The sequence below is a fragment of the [Clostridium] polysaccharolyticum genome (assembly GCF_900111595.1).
In the GTDB taxonomy this organism is placed as follows: domain Bacteria; phylum Bacillota; class Clostridia; order Lachnospirales; family Lachnospiraceae; genus Clostridium_AI; species Clostridium_AI polysaccharolyticum.
On sequence record NZ_FOHN01000029.1, the window covers coordinates 13,530 to 33,389 of the forward strand.

Here is a 19,860-nt window from a genome sequence, read left to right on the forward strand (position 1 = left end):
TAATGAACAACAAAGGATATATTTGGGACAGTAAATGGATCTGGCCGTATGAATCTCTGTATGGCATGATAAGCAAATTCGCTTACATAAATGTTCTGTATGGAGATTCTATGTTTGACTTGCTTAATGTAAATGGGTGCAAGAAAAGCATGACAAACTATTATTACAATAATTATATGATAATCTCGAAGTTTAAGCTTGATTTCATTAAAGTAAGCGATTTACTGCAGTTTGATATTATCAGAGAACTGCTGGAATGGGTCAAGGAGTTGCTGTACCCGTTAACTCCCAAAAGCTTTCCGTATAGCTTTATTTTTTCTAACGAGCAATGGTTTCGGAAGACTTTCTCGTATTGTCCTGAATGTATGAAATATGGCTATCACAGTATATATCATCAATTAGAGTTTACTGAGCATTGCTTTATACATAAGGGTGTGCATTTACAAGAGAGCTGCCCTAGTTGCGGTGAGAAGATTAGCTATGCAATACAGTCCAAAAGAGGACTCACCCCATTCAGTTGTCAGTGTGGCCATCGGTTATTTGAAGGAAATCCACTGGATACAATGAATTTGTGGGAAAATCCTATATTAACGAGAAAAAATGAGAATATACCATTAAGGAAACCATCTCGCAATTATTGGGTGTTATTACCCCATGACAAGGATAGTATGTACTGGAACCAGCTAAATAAAGGAATGAAAGAGCAATTAGAGGATTTATGTGTTATAGAAAAGATAGATATGAAACCTCATTATAAGTTCACATTTGATGACAATGGAAGAGAAGCAAGTGCATTAAAGTATGGAATGGATGAGTTGTACTTTAAGGGAATGATACAAATGAAGAGGCGTATTAGAAAAGTATTTCGTATTCATCCAAATAGAATGGCACAACATGCATTGACCAAAGGTTATAAAGTGTCCGATATTGGACCAGAATCCACGGCATACTTAGTATGGGTGAAAATGAATCTTGGAATTAAGATTATGGATTTTATAGACAGTTACCAAGAAGTGTATTTCAATACACATATGTATTCGTCAATGATTGGTGAAAAGGCTTGCTATAATGACTTGGCAAGTATAAGGATCCTGGATAGGGATTATCCGGGTAAATGGAGAGATATTATTTATGATAGGGTTGTTTATCGTGTGATTTTGATTAAATTATGGAAGTCTTATCAATTATATTTAGAGGATATTCAGGAACGGTATATAGACATTAAAGATATGCTGCTGAGAGATTTATTTGAAAACTATTGGATTGCGCTGCGTGATAGAACGCAGGTTTTGTTCAATTTAGAAGATGGCTCAGGCGAGATCTGGGTTGTTGAAAAATAGAAATATAGAATTAAGGGATGCCTTACATTGTGAAATAATTCAAATGTAGGGTGTCTTTTTTTATAAAAGAATCTGGATTTATATGTGGAAGTTATTCGGCTTTTTTCCAGTTTCACAAAACGATACGGTTAATTTTCCTGATTCACCTACATTTGATACGGCTTCTTAGCAGATTTATCTACAGACATACGGTATTTTTCTAGATTTACTTACAGAGCATACGTTTTTTTTCTTAATTCACTTACATACTGGGGAGATTTCTTTGGTTGATCTGATACACGGAGACTTGAAAATTTAGAATCAAATAGATAAATATGGTATAAGAATATGTACAACAAACATTTTTCCAATTTCACCTACGATATTTTTCCACATTCAGTTCAGCCGACATCACATCAGACGTTTGAAATATAATTTATCACACTCTTTACGATAAACTGGAATTTGTAGAAGAGAGCTAGAGAGGTACTATTCTACAAATACTGCATGTACAAGGTTGCTGCCCTGTGAAATAAATCTTAGGAAATGAATGAAGCAATTGTTCGGAAATTAAAATTACTTTTTTTCTGTTACATTTAGACCGTATCACTTCTGTTCATAATGAAATAAATCTAAGTTTCAAAAATGTTTTATTTAGACAGCAAAAAACAAAGGAAGCGACCGTTCTCTGTCAACATACTCACAATGGTGCTTTTTCTATAGATTAATTTCAAACCACTAGAACTAATAAGACGAGAACTATAACCACAATAAGAACTATAAATATAGTCATAGCCAAACCTGCAATTTTATTTTTTTCTAAACCATGTCTAATCTGGTTATCCATTCGAGTAAATTTATCTTCATTTACCCCTTGTCCAGTTCGATTTATAGGCATTGTCTGTGAACTCTGACTTGTTTGCTTTGTGCTACTATCATGCACTTTTTTAGCCTCATTTTTCCTCGGCTGCTCCATCTGATAACGCAAAGCCAACGGATCTCGTGTATGTAAAATCTTATCATAAAAATCGCGAACCCAGTCAATGTCTTCCTGCGTACTTAATTCTATATCAAATGTTGCGTCATGGGCCAGTTGATTCCGTATATGTCTAACCCTTTTTAGATAATCAAGAGTATGATCCCAACCTCTAATATTCAAATGAATAGATATTGCTGTATCTTCCATATCTTCTATATAACTGGTCACTCCTGAATTGCCATCATACATCTGACGACATATATTCTCCAGTTTCTTATATTCCTCGAAGAAAATTATATTTGTGTTTTCCATGAAGTATCCCCTCCGTTTATTCAGTATCTCTTATCCTTCTGTTGGTGGAGTCCAAGGTTTTGGACATTGTTACTTTCCATCCTTTTATGTAATCTTCCATAATGCCATACCTTCTGGTAACATCTTACTTCTCCTGTCTCTTTATAATTTCATTATTTTACTTATTGCCCTAATTATTATACTACAAGGCTGTATTCTTGTCTAATCGTGTTTCGGTTGCTATAATGTAATCATACAGTAATTATGCTTGTAGGGAATGGATTCCTATAAGCAGTAAACGAGGTGAATCTATTATGATTATTCTGATAACTGGACCTACCCATGTAGGCAAAACCAATATCGCCCAGAAACTTCTGGAAAAGTTTCAATATCCTTATGTATCACAGGATCATATCAAAATGGGACTGATTCGAAGCCACTATACAGAGCTTACACCAGATGATGATGAGAAAATGACAGATTATCTATGGCCTATTACAAGGGAAATGGTTAAGACTGCGTTTGAGAATAAGCAGAATCTTATCATAGAGGGATGCTATATTCCATTCAACTGGGAAAATGATTTTGAGGATGAGTATCTGGAGAACATTCAGTATATCTGCTTATGTATGAGTGAACGCTATATCGAGAATCATTTTACAGATATTCAGCAATATGCCTCTTGTATTGAGAGCCGCTTAGATGATGCATATTGTACATTGGACATGATTAAGAGAGAAAATCAAAGATTTCGGAATGGTTGCGCAACACATCATGTAGATTACATACTAATCGAGGAGAATTATTGGGATGCAATAGACAAGGTTCTTGCTTCCATAGGTTAAGTCAAGGAGCTGTATCGTGAAAAATGGACTCTTCTCCTCACATCTATACGCTAAAATAATATAAACAGCACTTTTGTATATATGACAATCGCAGCTACTATCCTTTTTATACTCTCAGATATCATTCTTCTATTTGCATGTTTTTCAATTTCAGGAGCAGATAATAGATTGAAGGCATTAAATAATTTTGTTTATTATATTTCTGTGGCATTATTGGGATTAAGTTTTAAGTGGAAATTATTACCTGAGACATTAGATTCGCATCATTAGTCAGAGAAAAGCTGATGATTACAAACTTTTGCAAACATCAGCTTTTCTTCTATTCTGCATATCCTATTCCATCACTCTTTTAAAAACATATACTACAATTTCTTATTCATAACATTTATAAATTTGAGATCCTGTACCTCCACAAATCCACTCTTCTCATACATTCTACGTGTTCCATGAAACTGAAACCCAAAATTGACATCTGTAAATGGATAAGCCTCAACATATGTATATCCCTCTGCCTTTGCATCCTCACACACTTTTTCCAAAATCAACTGGGCAATTCCCTTTCCTCGTTCTTCAGGAGCTATCAGAAAACATGTAACATCGTCTAATTTATGTGCTTTCCCGTCGTAGAACAGCATATTTTCTGTTGCCGCCTTTGTATTACCGAAGCCATATCCAAGGTTAAAGCCAAATGCTTTTCCATTTAGGTCGCAATTGCCTGATCCCCAATACCAAGTGTTGTCGTAAGTCCATACACCTCTACCCCAATCTAATGTACCCCGCTTTTAGAACTTGGTGGAAGATTTAATTTTCCCATTGGAAATGGATTTATTATGTCCTCCTATAATAGATTAAACAACCTTACCCATTCGCAACCCAGTTTAGACTAGCTCCCCAAAAATCTACTTAAACAAATCTGGTAAGATATTATATAAATATTGATTTACAAAATTCCAAGCATGAGTTCCACCGTCCGCAACAATAAAGTAAGTATTACCTATTGTTGTATCCTTATCAAATACAAACTCAGATAATTTCTTCATCTCCTGCATCTGAGGATTCATATTAGGATATGCAATATCATTGCTGCCTGTAGCACAGAGTAATTTGAAACCATTGACATTATTATAGTTACTATCTTTAACTACATTGGCAAGATATTCAGCTGTTTCAGCACTTTTTGTATTATCTGCTGAACCAGATATTGCCCAACAATCTCCACTTAGTGGAACATAATATTTGATATAATCAAGGGAATTGATAAATGTATACCAAGTACATGCAGATCCCATCGAGAATCCGCCAAATGCTCTATGTTCACGAGTATCGTTCATTCTGGCTTTATTCTCTTCCTCATTGTCTACGGCCTCACCATAGGCTGTATTGTATGTAGACTCTACCTTAGGAATGATAATATTCTGTAATTCCTTGTAGAAATTATCAATATCAGCATCGGTACGATTGCCCTTCTCATCAACATGATTATAGAAAGTAGGTGTAACGACGATCATAGGTTCAATATCACCTTTTTCTATCATGATATCAATAATTCTCTTTAATTCAAGTTCCTGCCCTGGTCCTCCAAATAATGTATTTTCATTTTCGCCACCACCGTGCATCAGATAGAATACATTGTATTTTTGCTCTTTATCATCTTGATGATATCCAGCTGGAAGATATACATTATAATGTTTTGTTACTACTTCTCCGTTGAACTCAACTTCATAGGAATCATTCACAATAGTACCTTTTGAAATTGCTGCCCCTTTATATTCGGATGGCATTACGGTATAACGTTTGATTCTCTTTGCTTCTTCTGTATATTCTAATCCATTCATTGCATCATTTAATTTGGTCCACTGGGCTTCCAGTTCCATTTCTGTTGATTCAGGATTATCCGCAACTGCTTGTGACTGTTCTATAATTGTTTTAAAGTCCTCCCAGTTTTTATACTCATCAGCATGAAGCTTCTTTGTACTATCAATTAGGCTTAATAATCTGTAAGGGCCATAAGGTGTGGTATCCCCTTCTTTTTTACCTGTTAATACGGCAGTACCAAACACCGATGTATCCTGCCATGCATTACCAGTACCATCAAATACATTTAATGTACCAGCACGTCCAGTACCCTTACCATCGTTGATCTGTAATTCAATTCCGAGCTTTGTACCATTCTCTGGTTTTAAGCCATCAAACTCAATTCTTTCTTCAATAATATATCCACCCTCAAAAGTGCTTGTCTTAGTACATAATCTGCTAATATCACCCTTATCAGCTGTAGTATCATTTGCAAAGTTACAACGGAACTGAAGGTCATCTACTCCAAATTCCTTTGTTTTATCGTTATTCTGATCCATAAACACTTCTAAAGAATCTTGTTCGTAAGGATTTGTTGAAGCTTTTGAAATGTTCTCATCATATACTTTAGCTAAGATATATAATGCATTATCATCCCACATAGTCTTAAAGGTTACTTTCGTATTCTCAGGAGTTGTAACATATTGAGGTTTTACTGCCTCTGCTTTACTCCAGAGCTCATCTTCCTTGCCATCTAGATATGGAGAACCAAAGGCAGCAACAATCTGACGATCTTTATCTAAACCAGCATCACTTCTAAAGGTTTGTGCTGTCTTAAATAAATCAGGTAATATGTTATACAAGTAAAGATCAACACAAGTCCAGTTATGTGCTCCACCTGGGTAATGGATAAACGTCATATTACCATTTCTGATATCGCCACAGTATTTGAAAGTATCTGTCTTTTTCTTCATTGCTTCAATTTGATTTGGCATTCCAGGCGATGCGAGATCTGCTGTACCTGTTGCACCAAAGATATAGAAATCATCTGATCCATAACCATATTTTTCTGGAATCTTGGATAGATAATCTGCAATAATATCATTATCTGTATCACCCGTTGCACCAGCTTCCTTACATTCCTCTGCAGATACCCATGTCCACATACTTACTGGCACAAAATATTTGAAGTAATCCAAAGAATCAATAAATCTGTACCATGTACAGTTACCACCCATAGAAAATCCACCAAATGCTCTATGTTCTCTGGCAGCCTTTAAATCTGCCGCACTCGTAGATTCTGCATAAGTATGATAGGTTCCTTCAATCTTAGGAATAATTGTATTAACTAATTCCTCTTTAAAATTCTTAACTAAGCTATTTAAGTTATCACCAGAATTATTCTGATCACTTAAGTACCAGGTTGGACTAACAATGATCATTGGATCCATCTTGCCTTCTGCAATAAGATGATCAACAACTCTGGCAAGTTCAGATTTACCACCTGGATAACCCAGTGGTGTAAACTGGTTTTCTGCCATACCATGTACCAGATATAATACATTATATTTCTTGGTGTTATCCTCTTTATTATATCCGTAAGGTACGTATACCATCATAGACTTGTCAATGTCATTTCCTGTTTGAAAATCTTTCACACTGTAAGTTACATAATCTAATGTTCCTTGCTGATCTTGTGAAGCGGATGTTTTATATTTCTTAGGTATTTCCCTACATTCTTTATCCGCAAATACCTTATCGTTATGTATTAATTCATCTGTTGCTTTGTTCAATTTCATAAGAAGTTCGTCAAACTTTGCTTGTGTTGTCGTAACATCTGCAATTGCTTTCTCTGAATCTTCTATCATTGTCCGTACAGCAGCTCCGTTTATATACCGTTCTAAATTAATTTTCTTAGCCTCTGATATAGCAGATTTTAAATCATAAAAGTTTGGTTTTGTAACAGAATCTTTCGTCTTTCCAGTAAACACAACTTCACCAAATTTGCTTGTATCCTGATATGCAGTACCAGTCTTGTCAAAAATACTGATGCAAGCTTCTCTAGAAGCTCCCGTTGCACAGTTAATCTGTGATTCCATACCCATAACTACATTATTTTCTGGCTTTACAGATAATGCAATACGGCCTTCGACTAAATATCCGTCCTCGGTTATTTTTGCTGCAGAGTAAAGATTGGATAAATCACCATGATCACAAGATAACTCATTCTTGAAATTGATTCTGAATTGTGAATCATCACCCTCATATGTTCCATTTCTATGGTTATCCTGATCTAAGAAAAATTCTACACTATCCTTTTCATAAACCTGCATAGAATCATCTGATACGTTTGGATCTTTTACCTGTGCTAAGAAATAGATTGCATTATCATCCCACATAACCTTTATAGTAGCAGTCGTCGCAGTTGTCTGTTTGGCCTGTGGTATTACATTCAGGTATTGGACAGATTTTGCATTTGCCCATATATCATCTACGTTACCATCAATAGCAGGGGAACCGAATAACGCAATAATCCTGCCATTTTTATCATAACCAGTATCACTTGCTTCTGTGTTGGTAGAGCTATCTGAATTATCTTTCTTGTCATCCCCTATTGAGATAACAACTGCCCCATTTATGGAAACTTCAAATTTCTTATTACCTACCGTAACGATAATCTTAAACTTGCCTATGACTATTGGAATTGCTTTTTCATTCTTTGCTTTTATTTCTGATTTTGCAGCTTCTTTATTGGCAAATTCCAGTGTAACTTTCTTTGATAATTCCATCTGTACAGGAATTGATGTCTTTATTTTTGAATCTGCGGCTTTGGCATTAACCTTTACACTCGCTTTTTTAGTCCCTTGAACTGAAAGATTACATTTTTTGTTTACTTCGATATTACCCTTACCATTATGTACAACAGTAACATTTACTCCAGAACGATCTATGATAACTTCAGCGGTTACATTTTTTCCTATTATTACAGAAGCATCACAGCAAACATGAATCTTATTATTCTGTGCAAATTCTTTCCATGTATGTAACTTGATGGAATGGATTACTATGCTGTCAAACGTACCTTTATTTTCAATTGTAGCATTTTTAGCATTTACCACTAATTTCTTTGAAGAATACACTCCAGCAGGAATTTTAAGTACAACATTTTTCTTTGTATCAATTGTAATGGTAGAGGCATTCTTCGCTTTTAACAAACGATTAATATCCTGTTGTGTAGCAGCTTTTACACTATTTGATACTTTTATCGTTACACTATCTTTCCCTTTCCCATTTACTGCTTTTGCAGTAATCTTTACTGTTCCATTCGCTTTTGCAGTAACTACACCATTTTTATTTACGGTAGCCACCTTCGTATTGTTTGATGTCCAGTTAACAGAATCTTTGGATTTCCTTGGTAAATAGGATTCATTTAAATCATATTTTTCACCAATTGCCATGGATGAGATCTTATTATTAATCGCAACCTTGGTTGCAGGTTTAGTAGATGCATTTTCCCTCATCTTATGGTAGTTTGAAGCCGTAGATGCTACGGCACCACTCTTAGTTGCTTTTGCTGCGGCAACTTTAGTCCATGAACCTGGAACAGATGTTAACACCATCGTAAGTGCAACTGCCAGGCAAATAATACGTCTGAAACTCCTGTTCTTTCCTTTTTTCATTGCATTCCTCTCCTTTTGCTTCATTATGCATAATTCAACATGAGAATTATGAAATCTTTGTTGCTCCTATTTTGTTTAATGAATAACAGCCTTTCTTCGCCATCGCTTTCTTTTCTGCTGGCAGTACTCCTTCTTTAAAGTACAGCGAAATATCTTCGTAAAGACGGGGCTGGTTTTCTTGCCTGCAGTGAAATGTTCCGGCTTTATCATGGAAAAATACGGTTAAATGTGTCATGGGACGGTATGCCGTTTGGCAGTTTCAGAAAGCTTTCCAGCCATTCCTTTTTGGCACGTCCCCAGTTCTCCATATCATCCCATGTATCCGATCCACTGATAACGGAAAGTATGGCAATTGCCATAATATCCAGAAAATTATGTCTCCTATTATAATCTGCCCTTGGATCTTCCACACCTTCAAGGCATTCTAATAATGTTTTTCCAATCATCATTTTCACACGCTCCATCTAGACTTGATAAAGTTTATTATATACGAATATATCAGAATTGTCTGCTCTTTTTACATAATTTTTTACATAATTTATAGGAACCTTCCTGTGATCAGAAAATCTTTGCTTATTCTAATTAACTACACATAAGCAGTAGTTTCACGGAACGATAATACTCCTGCTGCCTAATCAAGAGGTCATAATAAGAGGAAATCCTTAAGGACTTCTTATTAAATTTCCTGTTTAATACTCAGAAACCCACATGATGAGCAGATATACTGCAAATTACATTTAATTCCTATATAATGTTTATTGTAATAGTAAAGTATATTTACTTTAGCCTATTACAAATCCAATTATATTAAAGGAGGTTTTTGAATGAAACGAAAACTACTACTTTTATCACTGCTTGCCTTTTGTATCATATGTTCTAATTGCAGCATAAAGGCATCTGCAGATCAGTATGGGCAAACGAAAGCCTATACGCAAATGGATTTACCAGTTGTACAGATTACTACCGAAAACAATGCACAACCATCTACAGACAAAAGCCAGATCAATGGAAAAATTTCTATCATTGATGAAAACGGCTCAAGTACCTTAGATAATATGGATATGAAAATACGTCTGCGTGGTAATAGTTCGCTATACTGCGCAAAGAAAAGTTATAAGATATCATTTGAAAAGAAACAGAATCTGCTGAATATTGGAACAGGCGGAGGAAAGAGCTGGGGGCTGATTGCCAATTATTATGACTCTTCTAACCTACGTAATGCTGCCGCTTATCAAATGGCAAGTATGCTGACAGGATCTCCATACGCTGTGAAATTTCACTCGGTAGATGTTTACCTGAATGGAGACTATCAGGGTGCCTATCTTTTAACGGAGTTAGTTAATGTAAATAAAAACCGTGTCGCTATCAAGGAATCCGTGGATAAGGTAGAGGGAAATGGTTACCTGCTTCAGATGACATCATACGCAGAAGATTCACCATTTACAATTGGATCTAGAAAATATGAAATCAAGAGCGATTTGTCAGAAGACTCTTCTATCCAGAAACAGCAGCATGATTATATCGCTAAGTATGTGGAAACATGTATGAACGCATTGAAGCAAGACAGCCAGACGGAGGCGGAAAAGTATATTGATATTGCTTCCCTGGTGGATAATTACATAGGATTTGAAGTAGCCAAAAACGTGGATGTGGGCTGGGACAGTTTTTATCTTTACAAGGATGCTTATGGAAAACTTATCTTTGGTCCAATGTGGGACTTCGATCTTTCATTTGGAAATAATTCTGCTGGTGCAGGCGTTAGTTCATACAAAGGCCTTAACCCACGTGATGTACTTGATTCCGCTACCAACTCCAATCCTTGGTTCACAACTGCCCTATCCTGCCAATGGTTCCGTACACTTGTTCAGAACCGTTACAATGAACTGAAAAGTGACCTGGAAACGCTCCCAGGCTTTGTCACTGCCGAAGCTCAAAAGAATTACAATTCCTACAACCGTAATTTGGAAAAATGGGGAGCGAACACAACGACATTTTTTACATCCTCTGAAATAGCAAGGCTGAAGACATTTAAGGAGCATTATACATATTTAAGTAACTGGATAGAGAACCGAATTGCATGGCTTACTGACTATTTTAATACGGAGGACTTTATTAACGGGCGACTGCTTGATAACAATGGAAATGTATTAACACCTAATAGTTCAGCCGGAACACAAAATACGCCATTTTTCCCATGGTTTAATCCTTTTCCCTGGACTACATCATCCCCAGCAGTTTCCTCTTCTCCAGTAGTGTCAAAGGCACCAGTAGTTTCTCCTTCTCCTAAAGCATCTCCATCCCCAGCTGCTACAAAGACTCCTGTAATTTCTCCTTCTCCTGTGGCTTCAAAAACTCCAGCTGTTTCTTCTGTCCCATCTTCTAAAGGAGTTAGTGTAAAATTAACGGTTTCCAATAGCTGGGACTCTGGTGCGGTTTGCAATATTACAGTAACCAATCAGTCAGGAAAGGATTTTACCAATGGATGGACTCTTTCCTTCGATTTTAACCGTACTGTCACAAGCCTCTGGTCTGCTAATTTAGTAAGCAGTACAAATGGACATTGTATCATTACGAATCCTGACTGGCAAAAATCCTTAGCTAGCGGAGAAAGTTATACATTTGGCTGCCAGGTAGGCGCTGGAAATGATTTTCAGATTACAAATGCAGCTATTAAATAACTGACATTATAGAAAATATTTTCAGGTAATAAAGACTCCCATGAAATACGGTAATTCCATGGGAGTTTCTTTTATATTGTTTACTGAAGCTGAATGATCTGGAATAGCGGCAAAGGCAAATGTCCTCTGCTGCTATGGCCGGAAGGTTAAGCTGCTGGCCAGTATAAGCATTCTTCTCTATATAAAATTCATAAGTACATCAGATTCTTCTAGACTTTTGTGTAAGGAAATTAACAGATCCAAAGCGTCCATTTCCTCTTCTGCTGTTTCTTTCTTTCCTTCTTTGTTTACAAATTTTTCATAACTTTCCATATCAAGAACTGCTAATGCTCCAGCTCCATCCTTTGTCAAAAAGACAGGTTCTTTTGATTCCTTGCATAAGCTCATAATCTTTGTGAAATCTTTCTGCTGTTCCATTGGTAATATACGTGGCATATGATGTCCTCCTTGTATGGTGTGACATATTTATACCACATGATTTGTGTTTATGCAAGAGTATATCGCATGCCATTTATTTCCTAGACATTTTGCCATGTCCAATGGGATTGCTGCTTTTAAAGAAAATACCTCTACTTTTTTAACTAGTTATAATTGGCTATAAGGTTCTGATATTTTTATGTAAAACCCCTAAAAGGAGCACCTGTTCTGTAAGAATAATTATAGGAATTTAAAATTTTCTCTTGCCATTCAGAACAAAATAGTTTATTCTATAACTGTCCATACGACTGACGGATTAGTGGAGTACCACATGGAGTATGGATTCGTAAATAAGCCGACCGTCTGGGCAATCTATAAACACTGTTTTTATAGATTACCCAGGCGGTTTTTGCGTCTAGGAAAGGAACCTGCACTTTGTAACTTGCAACTATGATGAGAGATAAGAAAGGAGATTGAAACATGCAGATGTTATCAATTGAAAACGAACTGAAAGAAAATTCATATCCAGGAAGAGGTATTATTATTGGAAAGTCCGCTAATGGACGTTATGCTGTAACTGCTTACTTCATTATGGGAAGAAGTGAAAACAGCCGTAACCGTATATTCGTAGAAGATGGAACTGGAATCCGTACACAGGCATTTGACCCTTCCAAACTATCCGATCCAAGTCTTATCATTTATGCACCAGTACGTGTACTTGGCAACAAAACAATTGTAACAAATGGGGATCAGACAGATACTATATATGAATTAATGGATAAACAGCAGACATTTGAACAGGCACTTACAACTCGAGAATTTGAGCCGGACGCACCAAACTACACACCTAGAATTTCTGGAATCATGCATGTAGAAAACGGCACTTACGATTATGCCATGTCCATTTTAAAGAGCAATAATGGAAATGGTGCTGCCTGCAGCCGTTACACATTTTCATATGAAAATCCAGTCAATGGAGAAGGCCATTTCATCCATACCTATCAATGTGATGGCAATCCGCTCCCAAGCTTTGAAGGCGAACCTAAATTAGTTTCCGTTCCTGATGATATGGAAGCATTTACCGATTTGCTTTGGAACAGCTTAAACGAAGACAACAAAGTATCCTTATTTGTAAGATACATTGATATCCAGACTGGTGAATATACTTCTAAAATCGTGAATAAGAACCAATAATCCTTTTCATTAGGATTTCAATATAGAACGTAAATAAAAATAATAGCACAACAAGCTTTTGTGCAGAATGGAGAATAACATGAAAGAATTGGAATTAAAATACGGATGTAACCCTAATCAGAAACCTTCTAGAATTTACAGTCAGGAAGGAGAACTTCCTGTTACTATTTTAAATGGAAAGCCAGGATATATTAACTTTTTAGATGCTTTAAATGGATGGCAGTTAGTAAAAGAATTAAAAGCTGCTACTGGTCTTCCATCTGCAACATCTTTTAAACACGTATCTCCTGCTGGTGCTGCTGTTGGCCAGCCACTTAGTGAAGTAGAAGCAAAAATTTACTGGGTAGATGATTTGGAAGAACTTTCTCCACTTGCCTGTGCCTATTCCAGAGCAAGAGGTGCTGACCGCATGTCTTCTTACGGTGATTTCATTGCTTTATCCGATGTATGTGATGTTTCAACAGCAAAAGTAATTAAAAGAGAATTTTCTGATGGCATCATTGCTCCTGGTTATGAGCCGGAAGCACTTGAAATCTTAAAAGAAAAGAAAAAAGGAAGCTATGCAATTATCCAGATCGATCCTGAATATGTGCCAGCTCCTATCGAACATAAAGAAGTATATGGAATTACATTTGAACAGGGACGTAACGAATTAAAAATTGATGAAGAGTTCTTATCAAATGTTGTAACAGAAAACAAAGAAGTTCCAAAACAGGCAATTATTGACATGACAGTTGCGTTAATCACTTTAAAATATACACAGTCCAACTCTGTCTGCTTCGTAAAAGGGGGCCAGGCAATCGGTGTTGGTGCTGGCCAGCAGTCCAGAATCCACTGTACAAGACTTGCAGGACAGAAAGCAGACAACTGGTTCTTACGTCAGTCTCCACAAGTACTTAACTTGCCTTTCATCGAAGGAATGAAACGTGCAGAACGTGACAATGCAATTGATTTATACATTGGTGAAGATTACATGGATGTTTTAGCTGATGGAAAATGGGAAAAAATCTTTACAGAAAAACCTGCTGTATTTACAAAGGAAGAAAAACAGGCCTGGTTAGCACAGAATACAGACGTAACCCTTGGTTCTGACGCTTTCTTCCCATTTGATGACAATATCGAACGTGCGTTCAAGAGCGGTGTAAAATACATTGCACAGCCAGGCGGTTCTATCCGTGATCAGGATGTAATTGATGCTTGTAACAAACACGGCATTGCAATGTGCTTCACAGGAATCCGTTTATTCCATCACTAAAATGCAGTTTTAAGAATTTTACAGTATGCCGACCAAAAGTTCATTCCCCTTTGTCCTGTGTGATGAAGGGGTTTCTCTTAAAAATCGTTAAAAGGAAGTCCGTTATTGGGTTGAAAAACAGCTAACATGACTCCCGAAACTAGGTATTTGGAACGTTATGCACATGCATGGATTCATATGTATGAAACCCACGATGCAATTTTAAAAATATCTTATCATTAAAAAATGTAAAATCCAGTCAAAACAAGATTTGCTATAACATAAGGCCAATGGAAATTCTACAAAAATTTTAGTAAAATTTCCACTGGCCTTTTCCACTGTTTTTAGAATCATATAAAGCGTTATCTGCCCATTCATATATTTCTTCAAATGCAGTACGTGCACTTCCATTATAAATGGCAATACCAATGGAACAGGAACAGCTTGACTTAAGTTCCTTCCTCTTCTGATCTTCTTTAAAGGTTGACAAAAGCTGCTGGGAGAAACGGGTAAGAGTTTTTTTCCTTGTAACATTTGGCAGGAAGATACAGAACTCATCTCCACCCATTCTTGCAATAAAATATTCATCGGCCACTAGCATTTTCAAAGAGTCACTGAGAGAAACCAGTACCCGATCCCCTTCACCATGGCCAAATGTATCATTAACATTTTTGAAGTTATCCACATCTAACATGATAAATGCTCCGTGTGTCTGATTCTGCAGGTAAGAAGAAACCTGACTGGTAAAGAAAAGCCGGTTACTAAGTCCTGTCAGAGGATCCGTCTCTGAGTCATTACGGATTAGTTCCAGATAATCATACTTCACCACTGCCACGCTGATACAGCTTAGGATTCCTAATATTCCAAGTGCCATTAAATCATAGTTATGTGTTACCCCACTCCATTTTACCAAAACGCTTAATAATGGAAAAAGAGGTCCTGCCATCATTAAGATGCAAGAAGTTCGTTCCCGATCTTTGCATGTTTTTAATTTTTGAATTCCTAATAGTTCAATATGTAATATGATAAACAGGTTAGAGATGTAAAACACAAAGTACAAGACTCCAGGTTTTAACTGAATTACTGCATACTGCCCTATTTCTTTTAGCTTCCTTGATGTATAAAAGAGATGGTTGTGCTCCATAGTAAACACTGCTATTACACAAACACTACATACAAATGCTTCCAAGTAATAGAGAATCCGTTTTCTGGTCCGCTCAAAATACAAATCGTAAAACATCATCATAGACATAATAAATCCATATTGGCCAGCATATTCGATTTTAATGGACGTGCACATGACATCCATGCTTTTTGTTGTATGTTCCATAATGTAAGCAAGCATATAAAATAAAGAAAAGATATCAAGCATCATTAACGAGATTAATATCTTTGACATTTTTGCATGTAAAGTTTTATGTAACAAATAAGCAATGACAAATAGAGTAAAACATTGAATGTAAATATAAACTTGGAATAAATTAATAGTAACACCTGCTTTCTTTTGTATTTATTATGTAACTATCATTTGCAAGTTTTTTTCTAACTTAGTTATTATATCACAATATTTGTGCATAAGACAATAATAAAATTTAAGCACCCGCTTTTACAGGTGCTGAGTCTTAATAAGCTTCTTGTTTAATTTGTTGTAAATATGTTCACGGAACCATTCCTCACTTGAAGCTTTCACAGCCTCATCCAGTGTAAACCAGGCTACGCCACTATTTTCATCAGGTTTTACAGTGAGGTTTTCGTTTTCGTCTGCTTCTAATAAATAAGTTACATTCAAATGCAAATGGGAAGATACATAGTTCCCTTTCTTTACATGTCCATCTACTGTAAGTACCTCTAAGGAAAAAATATCGTCCTGTACTGGTTTTACATGGGTAATTCCACTTTCTTCCTTTGCTTCTTTTAATGCTACCTTAAGTAAATCCGTCTCACCGTCAGCATGTCCACCTAGCCAAGACCAGGAATTATAAATGTTGTGGTAAACCATCAATACTCTGGTTCGTTCTTTATTGACAATCCAAGCCGATGCAGTCAAATGTGTAACTGCATTTTCCCTAAGAAAAATATCAAAGTTCTTGTCCATGCAGGCAAGAATGTATTGCTTGTCTTTTTCCTCTTGTTCGTTAAATGGGGTATATTGTTCAATTTGTTCTCTTAGTTCCATTTGGGTTTAGGCTCCTTTTTCTATATATACTGGCATATATTATTTGCATGATACTGTACCTATTATTAATATAGTTCTCCCTTTTCCTTTAAATGTTCTAAAAATGCTTTGCAGCCGATTACAACATCTCGGTAGGTATCGTCAAACCTGCCAGAGTACCAGGGATCGATTACGGAATCCTGTCTTCCTGCGAATTCTAATAGCCTGGAAATCTTGCCACCACTATGTCCTGTCATACGTTCTATGTTGCGGATGTTGGCAGTATCCATGCCAATCAGGTAGTCGTAATAATCATAATCCTGTTTTTTTAGCTGTACTGCTCTTTTTCCCTTGCAGGATATCCCGTGTTTTTCTAGTTCTTTTCTAGCTGGCGGGTAGACGGGATTGCCTACACCATTCCAGATTTCTTCTGTGCTGGTGGCAGCAGATGCTATTTCAAATTGATCTGCAATTCCTTGTTCGGTTACCATGGTTTTTAATACGAATTCTGCCATGGGACTGCGGCAGATATTGCCGTGGCAGACAAATAAAACTCTAATCAAAATAAAATTCCTCCTTTATTGCCTCAATACGGCGTGTTTTAGCGCATTTTGCGCACCATAAAAATCCACCCCAAAACCAATCCATTTACACAGTTTTTGCAAAATAGGGCAAGTCTGTGCAAGATGTGGCTGTCAAACGTATACTCCTAGTAGACGAATACCCCCTATCCGTATACTACTCTTTTTCTATTGTAAACCGTATCGACATACTATATTGTAACATTACAATATAAGTTTTACAAACACACTTGTCAGTGCCAAAAAAATAAGACCCGCTTGGCGAGTCTTATCTTCATATATTATATAGCTCTAAACATACTCTGTGTTGCTGGTTTAGGTTTGGCGCTTGTTTTTTCAATCTCCTTTTTTGCCTGTTCTAATTCCTCTAAGCGAATCATCTCATCCTTTGCATCATCTAACCCTAGATGGGTATATGTGTTCATGGTTACACCTATGTCGGAATGCCCCATCAAATATTGTAGTGTCTTAGGGTTCATTCCAGCTCTCGCCATATTACTGCAGTATGTATGACGGCATACGTGAGGTGTAATATTAGGCATCTGAACTCTATAGATTTGATTGTAACGTCCCACCATATGGTTGAATCGGTGTTCCCAGTGCATTGCTACAAGTGGCAGTCCTTCCTTATCTGTAAATAAAAATCCACCATAACCATCTATTATTCTTTCTTGTTCTGGTGGTTCTCTATCTTGCAGTATTGCATTAAAACAATAATATACATCATCTGTCATAGGAAGCTTTCTAGTTCCTGCATTAGTCTTGGTGCTTTCTATATGAATCTTCATGCCTGTACGCTGAAGCTGATGGTCGATATTAATTATCTTTTTTTCCATATCGAGATCTTTAATCGTAAGACCACAAAATTCTGATATTCTCATGCCGGTATTAAATAGGATAAATACCACCTCGTAGTATTTACAATAAACATTATCATCATGTACAAACTTTAGAAATTTTCTCATTTGATCCTTAGTAATAGCTTCTCTAGTTACGCTATCATTTACTACAACTCCTGCTAATTCAAACTGGAATGGATTCTTAACTAGAATATCATCATCCATAGCCATCTGAAATGCAGGTCTTAAAACTCCTCTAACAGTTTTAATTGTGCTATGCCCTTTCCCATCATTTTGTAATTTGATTAAGAACAGCTTGGCATCTGAAACCTTAATAGATTTTATCTTCCTGTAGTAGAAATCTTCCTTCTCCATCAGATTTTTAACAAATTGATAATTCACCAATGTGTTTGGTTTTACTCCTGTCTTAGTCGCTAGGTACCTTTCAACTGCCTCTTTTACAGTCATGTTATAACCAAGTGGATCAAGCTGACTATCTAAGTCTTTACCTAACTGCTTTTCTAATTCCCGAAGCGATAATGTAGGCTTGGTCCCTTGTGGCTGTCTATCTGTCGGCTCTAACCTCCAGCTCGACAAGAAATGTGGCTTACCATCCACATGATATTTGAACATGTACTTACCGTCTTTTCTTTGTGATTCACCCCTACGAAGGACTCTATGTTTCGAGTCTCTTCTTATTTGTCCTCGCTTGCCCATTTGCTAATTCCTCCTTCAGGCCTTGATTGTCTCTAAGATACTTTTCAAACTCAACTCTAAGAATTAGTTTCCTATTTCCAAAATATGCCAAAAATGAATATTTCCCTTGATTTAAGAATCTGAAGAATTTCCTTCTACTAAGATTCCAATAAGTAGCAGCTTCCGAAGGGTTAAGATATTCTTTTTCACCTAGTGCTACATCATGTGCTTTCATTTGGTATCCTCCTTTCATTATATGGGTAGTGATATATTGGCTCTAAACTCCAAATATATCAACTACTATTTGGCAAATAAAAGGTAATTAAAGCGTAGAAGTATTTTGCAAAAACTCTTCGAATTTTGTACGAATTATTAAGTATCTATTACCGCTAAAAATAGCGAATCTACCTGTATTCTCTTCAGCAAGACGGCGCATCTTTTTCATGCCAATATTAAAATAAGCTGCAGCTTCTCTTATAGTAAGAGTGTACTTCTCACATACTGGTACAGTTACTTTACTTTCTTTATTTTCCATCATATATTACCTCCAAATCTCTTTTATCCTTCACTTTCCTATGGACACAGTTTTACGATTTGGGCGTAAAAAAATAGGCCAAAGCATTGACTCTTTGACCTATAAAAGGAAATAGATAAAAAACATTTAATACAGCGCCATTTCCCTCTTGGCATCTGCATTAATTTGCTATTTATCTGTATTAGCATTTTTTGGACAAGTGCCCCGCAAGAAATTGACCGATCACCAGGTCAACCAAGGACTCCTACAGGGCATCAAATAATGAAATCACTGTTCTAGTCAAGCAAAATTGTAACACTAGTGTATAAAATTTTATGCACTCCTTGCTGCATATGGGGTACGCCCTTGATTATAGGAATGTGGACGCACATGATTGTACCATACATAAGCAAACTCTTTTACCGCCATGTCCAGTTCTTCCTTTGTTTTATAGGTGAACAGATTTATATGCTCATTTTTCAACGTATTGTAGTATCGTTCCATTGGAGCATTATCGTATGGACAGCCTGCACGGCTCATACTTTGCTGAATATTCTTCTTTTTACAGAAATCGCTGAACTCTTTCGAGGTAAATTGCCTTCCCTGGTCACTGTGAAGGATTAATCCCTTTCCAGGTTTATGGC

The 19,860-nt window shown here is 36.4% G+C and carries 17 protein-coding genes, 1 pseudogene and 1 riboswitch; of the genes and pseudogenes, 5 read left to right on the top strand and 13 right to left on the bottom strand.

The features are described 5' to 3' along the window. The first annotated feature begins 2 nt into the window (after nt 1-2). Entirely contained in the window at nt 3-1,340 is a 1,338-nt protein-coding gene (locus BMY85_RS13305) for a hypothetical protein (RefSeq protein ID WP_092478761.1), read from the top strand. Between the two features lie 709 nt (nt 1,341-2,049). Here the strand turns inward: BMY85_RS13305 and BMY85_RS13310 are convergent. Then, nucleotides 2,050-2,610 (bottom strand): DUF6548 family protein, encoded by a 561-nt coding sequence (locus BMY85_RS13310; protein WP_092478762.1) that lies wholly within the window; start codon nt 2,608-2,610, stop codon nt 2,050-2,052. A gap of 293 nt (nt 2,611-2,903) precedes the next feature. Here BMY85_RS13310 and BMY85_RS13315 point away from each other — a divergent pair, with 293 nt between their 5' ends. Next, nucleotides 2,904-3,434: an adenylate kinase gene (locus BMY85_RS13315; RefSeq protein WP_092478763.1), complete on the top strand. Its 531-nt coding sequence runs from the start codon at nt 2,904-2,906 to the stop codon at nt 3,432-3,434. 362 nt (nt 3,435-3,796) lie between these two features. Here BMY85_RS13315 and BMY85_RS16210 read toward each other — a convergent pair. The 4 genes and pseudogenes from BMY85_RS16210 to BMY85_RS13335 form a co-directional block, all read right to left on the bottom strand. Further along, a pseudogene (locus BMY85_RS16210) lies at nt 3,797-4,210 on the bottom strand (DUF2804 family protein); the annotation flags it as partial. Between the two features lie 123 nt (nt 4,211-4,333). Next, nucleotides 4,334-8,908, bottom strand: a complete 4,575-nt coding sequence (locus BMY85_RS13325; RefSeq protein ID WP_177180797.1) for a sugar-binding protein — start codon at nt 8,906-8,908, stop codon at nt 4,334-4,336. Nucleotides 8,909-8,954: 46 nt separating this feature from the next. After that, nucleotides 8,955-9,143 carry a hypothetical protein gene (locus BMY85_RS13330; protein WP_092478766.1) on the bottom strand — a complete coding sequence of 63 codons (189 nt, stop codon included), beginning with the start codon at nt 9,141-9,143 and terminating at the stop codon, nt 8,955-8,957. Beyond that, nucleotides 9,115-9,357, bottom strand: coding sequence for a transposase family protein (locus BMY85_RS13335; RefSeq protein WP_177180798.1), 243 nt, complete (start codon nt 9,355-9,357; stop codon nt 9,115-9,117). The genes BMY85_RS13330 and BMY85_RS13335 overlap by 29 nt, the downstream gene beginning before the upstream one ends. Before the next feature lie 375 nt (nt 9,358-9,732). On the opposite strand from BMY85_RS13335, the gene BMY85_RS13340 reads away from it, so the two are divergent. Next, nucleotides 9,733-11,586 carry a CotH kinase family protein gene (locus tag BMY85_RS13340; protein ID WP_092478768.1) on the top strand — a complete coding sequence of 618 codons (1,854 nt, stop codon included), beginning with the start codon at nt 9,733-9,735 and terminating at the stop codon, nt 11,584-11,586. Nucleotides 11,587-11,763: 177 nt separating this feature from the next. On the opposite strand, the gene BMY85_RS13345 is transcribed toward BMY85_RS13340, so the two are convergent. Further along, nucleotides 11,764-12,021 (bottom strand): hypothetical protein, encoded by a 258-nt coding sequence (locus tag BMY85_RS13345; protein ID WP_092478769.1) that lies wholly within the window; start codon nt 12,019-12,021, stop codon nt 11,764-11,766. A gap of 276 nt (nt 12,022-12,297) precedes the next feature. Beyond that, nucleotides 12,298-12,379, top strand: a riboswitch (ZMP/ZTP riboswitch). Between the two features lie 104 nt (nt 12,380-12,483). Between BMY85_RS13345 and BMY85_RS13350 the strand changes: the two genes are divergently transcribed. Then, the gene (locus tag BMY85_RS13350; RefSeq protein WP_092478770.1) at nt 12,484-13,197 is read left to right on the top strand and encodes an IMP cyclohydrolase; all 714 of its coding nucleotides are present in this window, start codon (nt 12,484-12,486) and stop codon (nt 13,195-13,197) included. Nucleotides 13,198-13,276: 79 nt separating this feature from the next. After that, nucleotides 13,277-14,452, top strand: coding sequence for a phosphoribosylaminoimidazolecarboxamide formyltransferase (locus tag BMY85_RS13355; RefSeq protein WP_092478771.1), 1,176 nt, complete (start codon nt 13,277-13,279; stop codon nt 14,450-14,452). Nucleotides 14,453-14,741: 289 nt separating this feature from the next. Here BMY85_RS13355 and BMY85_RS13360 read toward each other — a convergent pair whose 3' ends face one another. The 7 genes from BMY85_RS13360 to BMY85_RS13390 form a co-directional block, all read right to left on the bottom strand. Beyond that, entirely contained in the window at nt 14,742-15,941 is a 1,200-nt protein-coding gene (locus tag BMY85_RS13360; protein WP_330387305.1) for a diguanylate cyclase domain-containing protein, read from the bottom strand. A 96-nt stretch (nt 15,942-16,037) separates the two neighbouring features. After that, nucleotides 16,038-16,607, bottom strand: coding sequence for an NUDIX hydrolase (locus BMY85_RS13365; RefSeq protein WP_092478773.1), 570 nt, complete (start codon nt 16,605-16,607; stop codon nt 16,038-16,040). A 65-nt stretch (nt 16,608-16,672) separates the two neighbouring features. Next, nucleotides 16,673-17,149, bottom strand: coding sequence for a low molecular weight protein-tyrosine-phosphatase (locus tag BMY85_RS13370; RefSeq protein WP_092478774.1), 477 nt, complete (start codon nt 17,147-17,149; stop codon nt 16,673-16,675). 299 nt (nt 17,150-17,448) lie between these two features. Further along, nucleotides 17,449-18,723 (bottom strand): site-specific integrase, encoded by a 1,275-nt coding sequence (locus BMY85_RS13375; protein WP_092478775.1) that lies wholly within the window; start codon nt 18,721-18,723, stop codon nt 17,449-17,451. Next, nucleotides 18,683-18,937, bottom strand: a complete 255-nt coding sequence (locus tag BMY85_RS13380) for an excisionase (RefSeq protein WP_092478776.1) — start codon at nt 18,935-18,937, stop codon at nt 18,683-18,685. The genes BMY85_RS13375 and BMY85_RS13380 overlap by 41 nt, the downstream gene beginning before the upstream one ends. Nucleotides 18,938-19,024: 87 nt before the next feature. Then, entirely contained in the window at nt 19,025-19,237 is a 213-nt protein-coding gene (locus BMY85_RS13385) for an excisionase (protein WP_330387306.1), read from the bottom strand. Between the two features lie 312 nt (nt 19,238-19,549). Next, nucleotides 19,550-19,860, bottom strand: a 311-nt coding sequence (locus tag BMY85_RS13390) for an integrase core domain-containing protein (RefSeq protein ID WP_143066393.1), incomplete at its 5' end; no start/stop codon positions are given.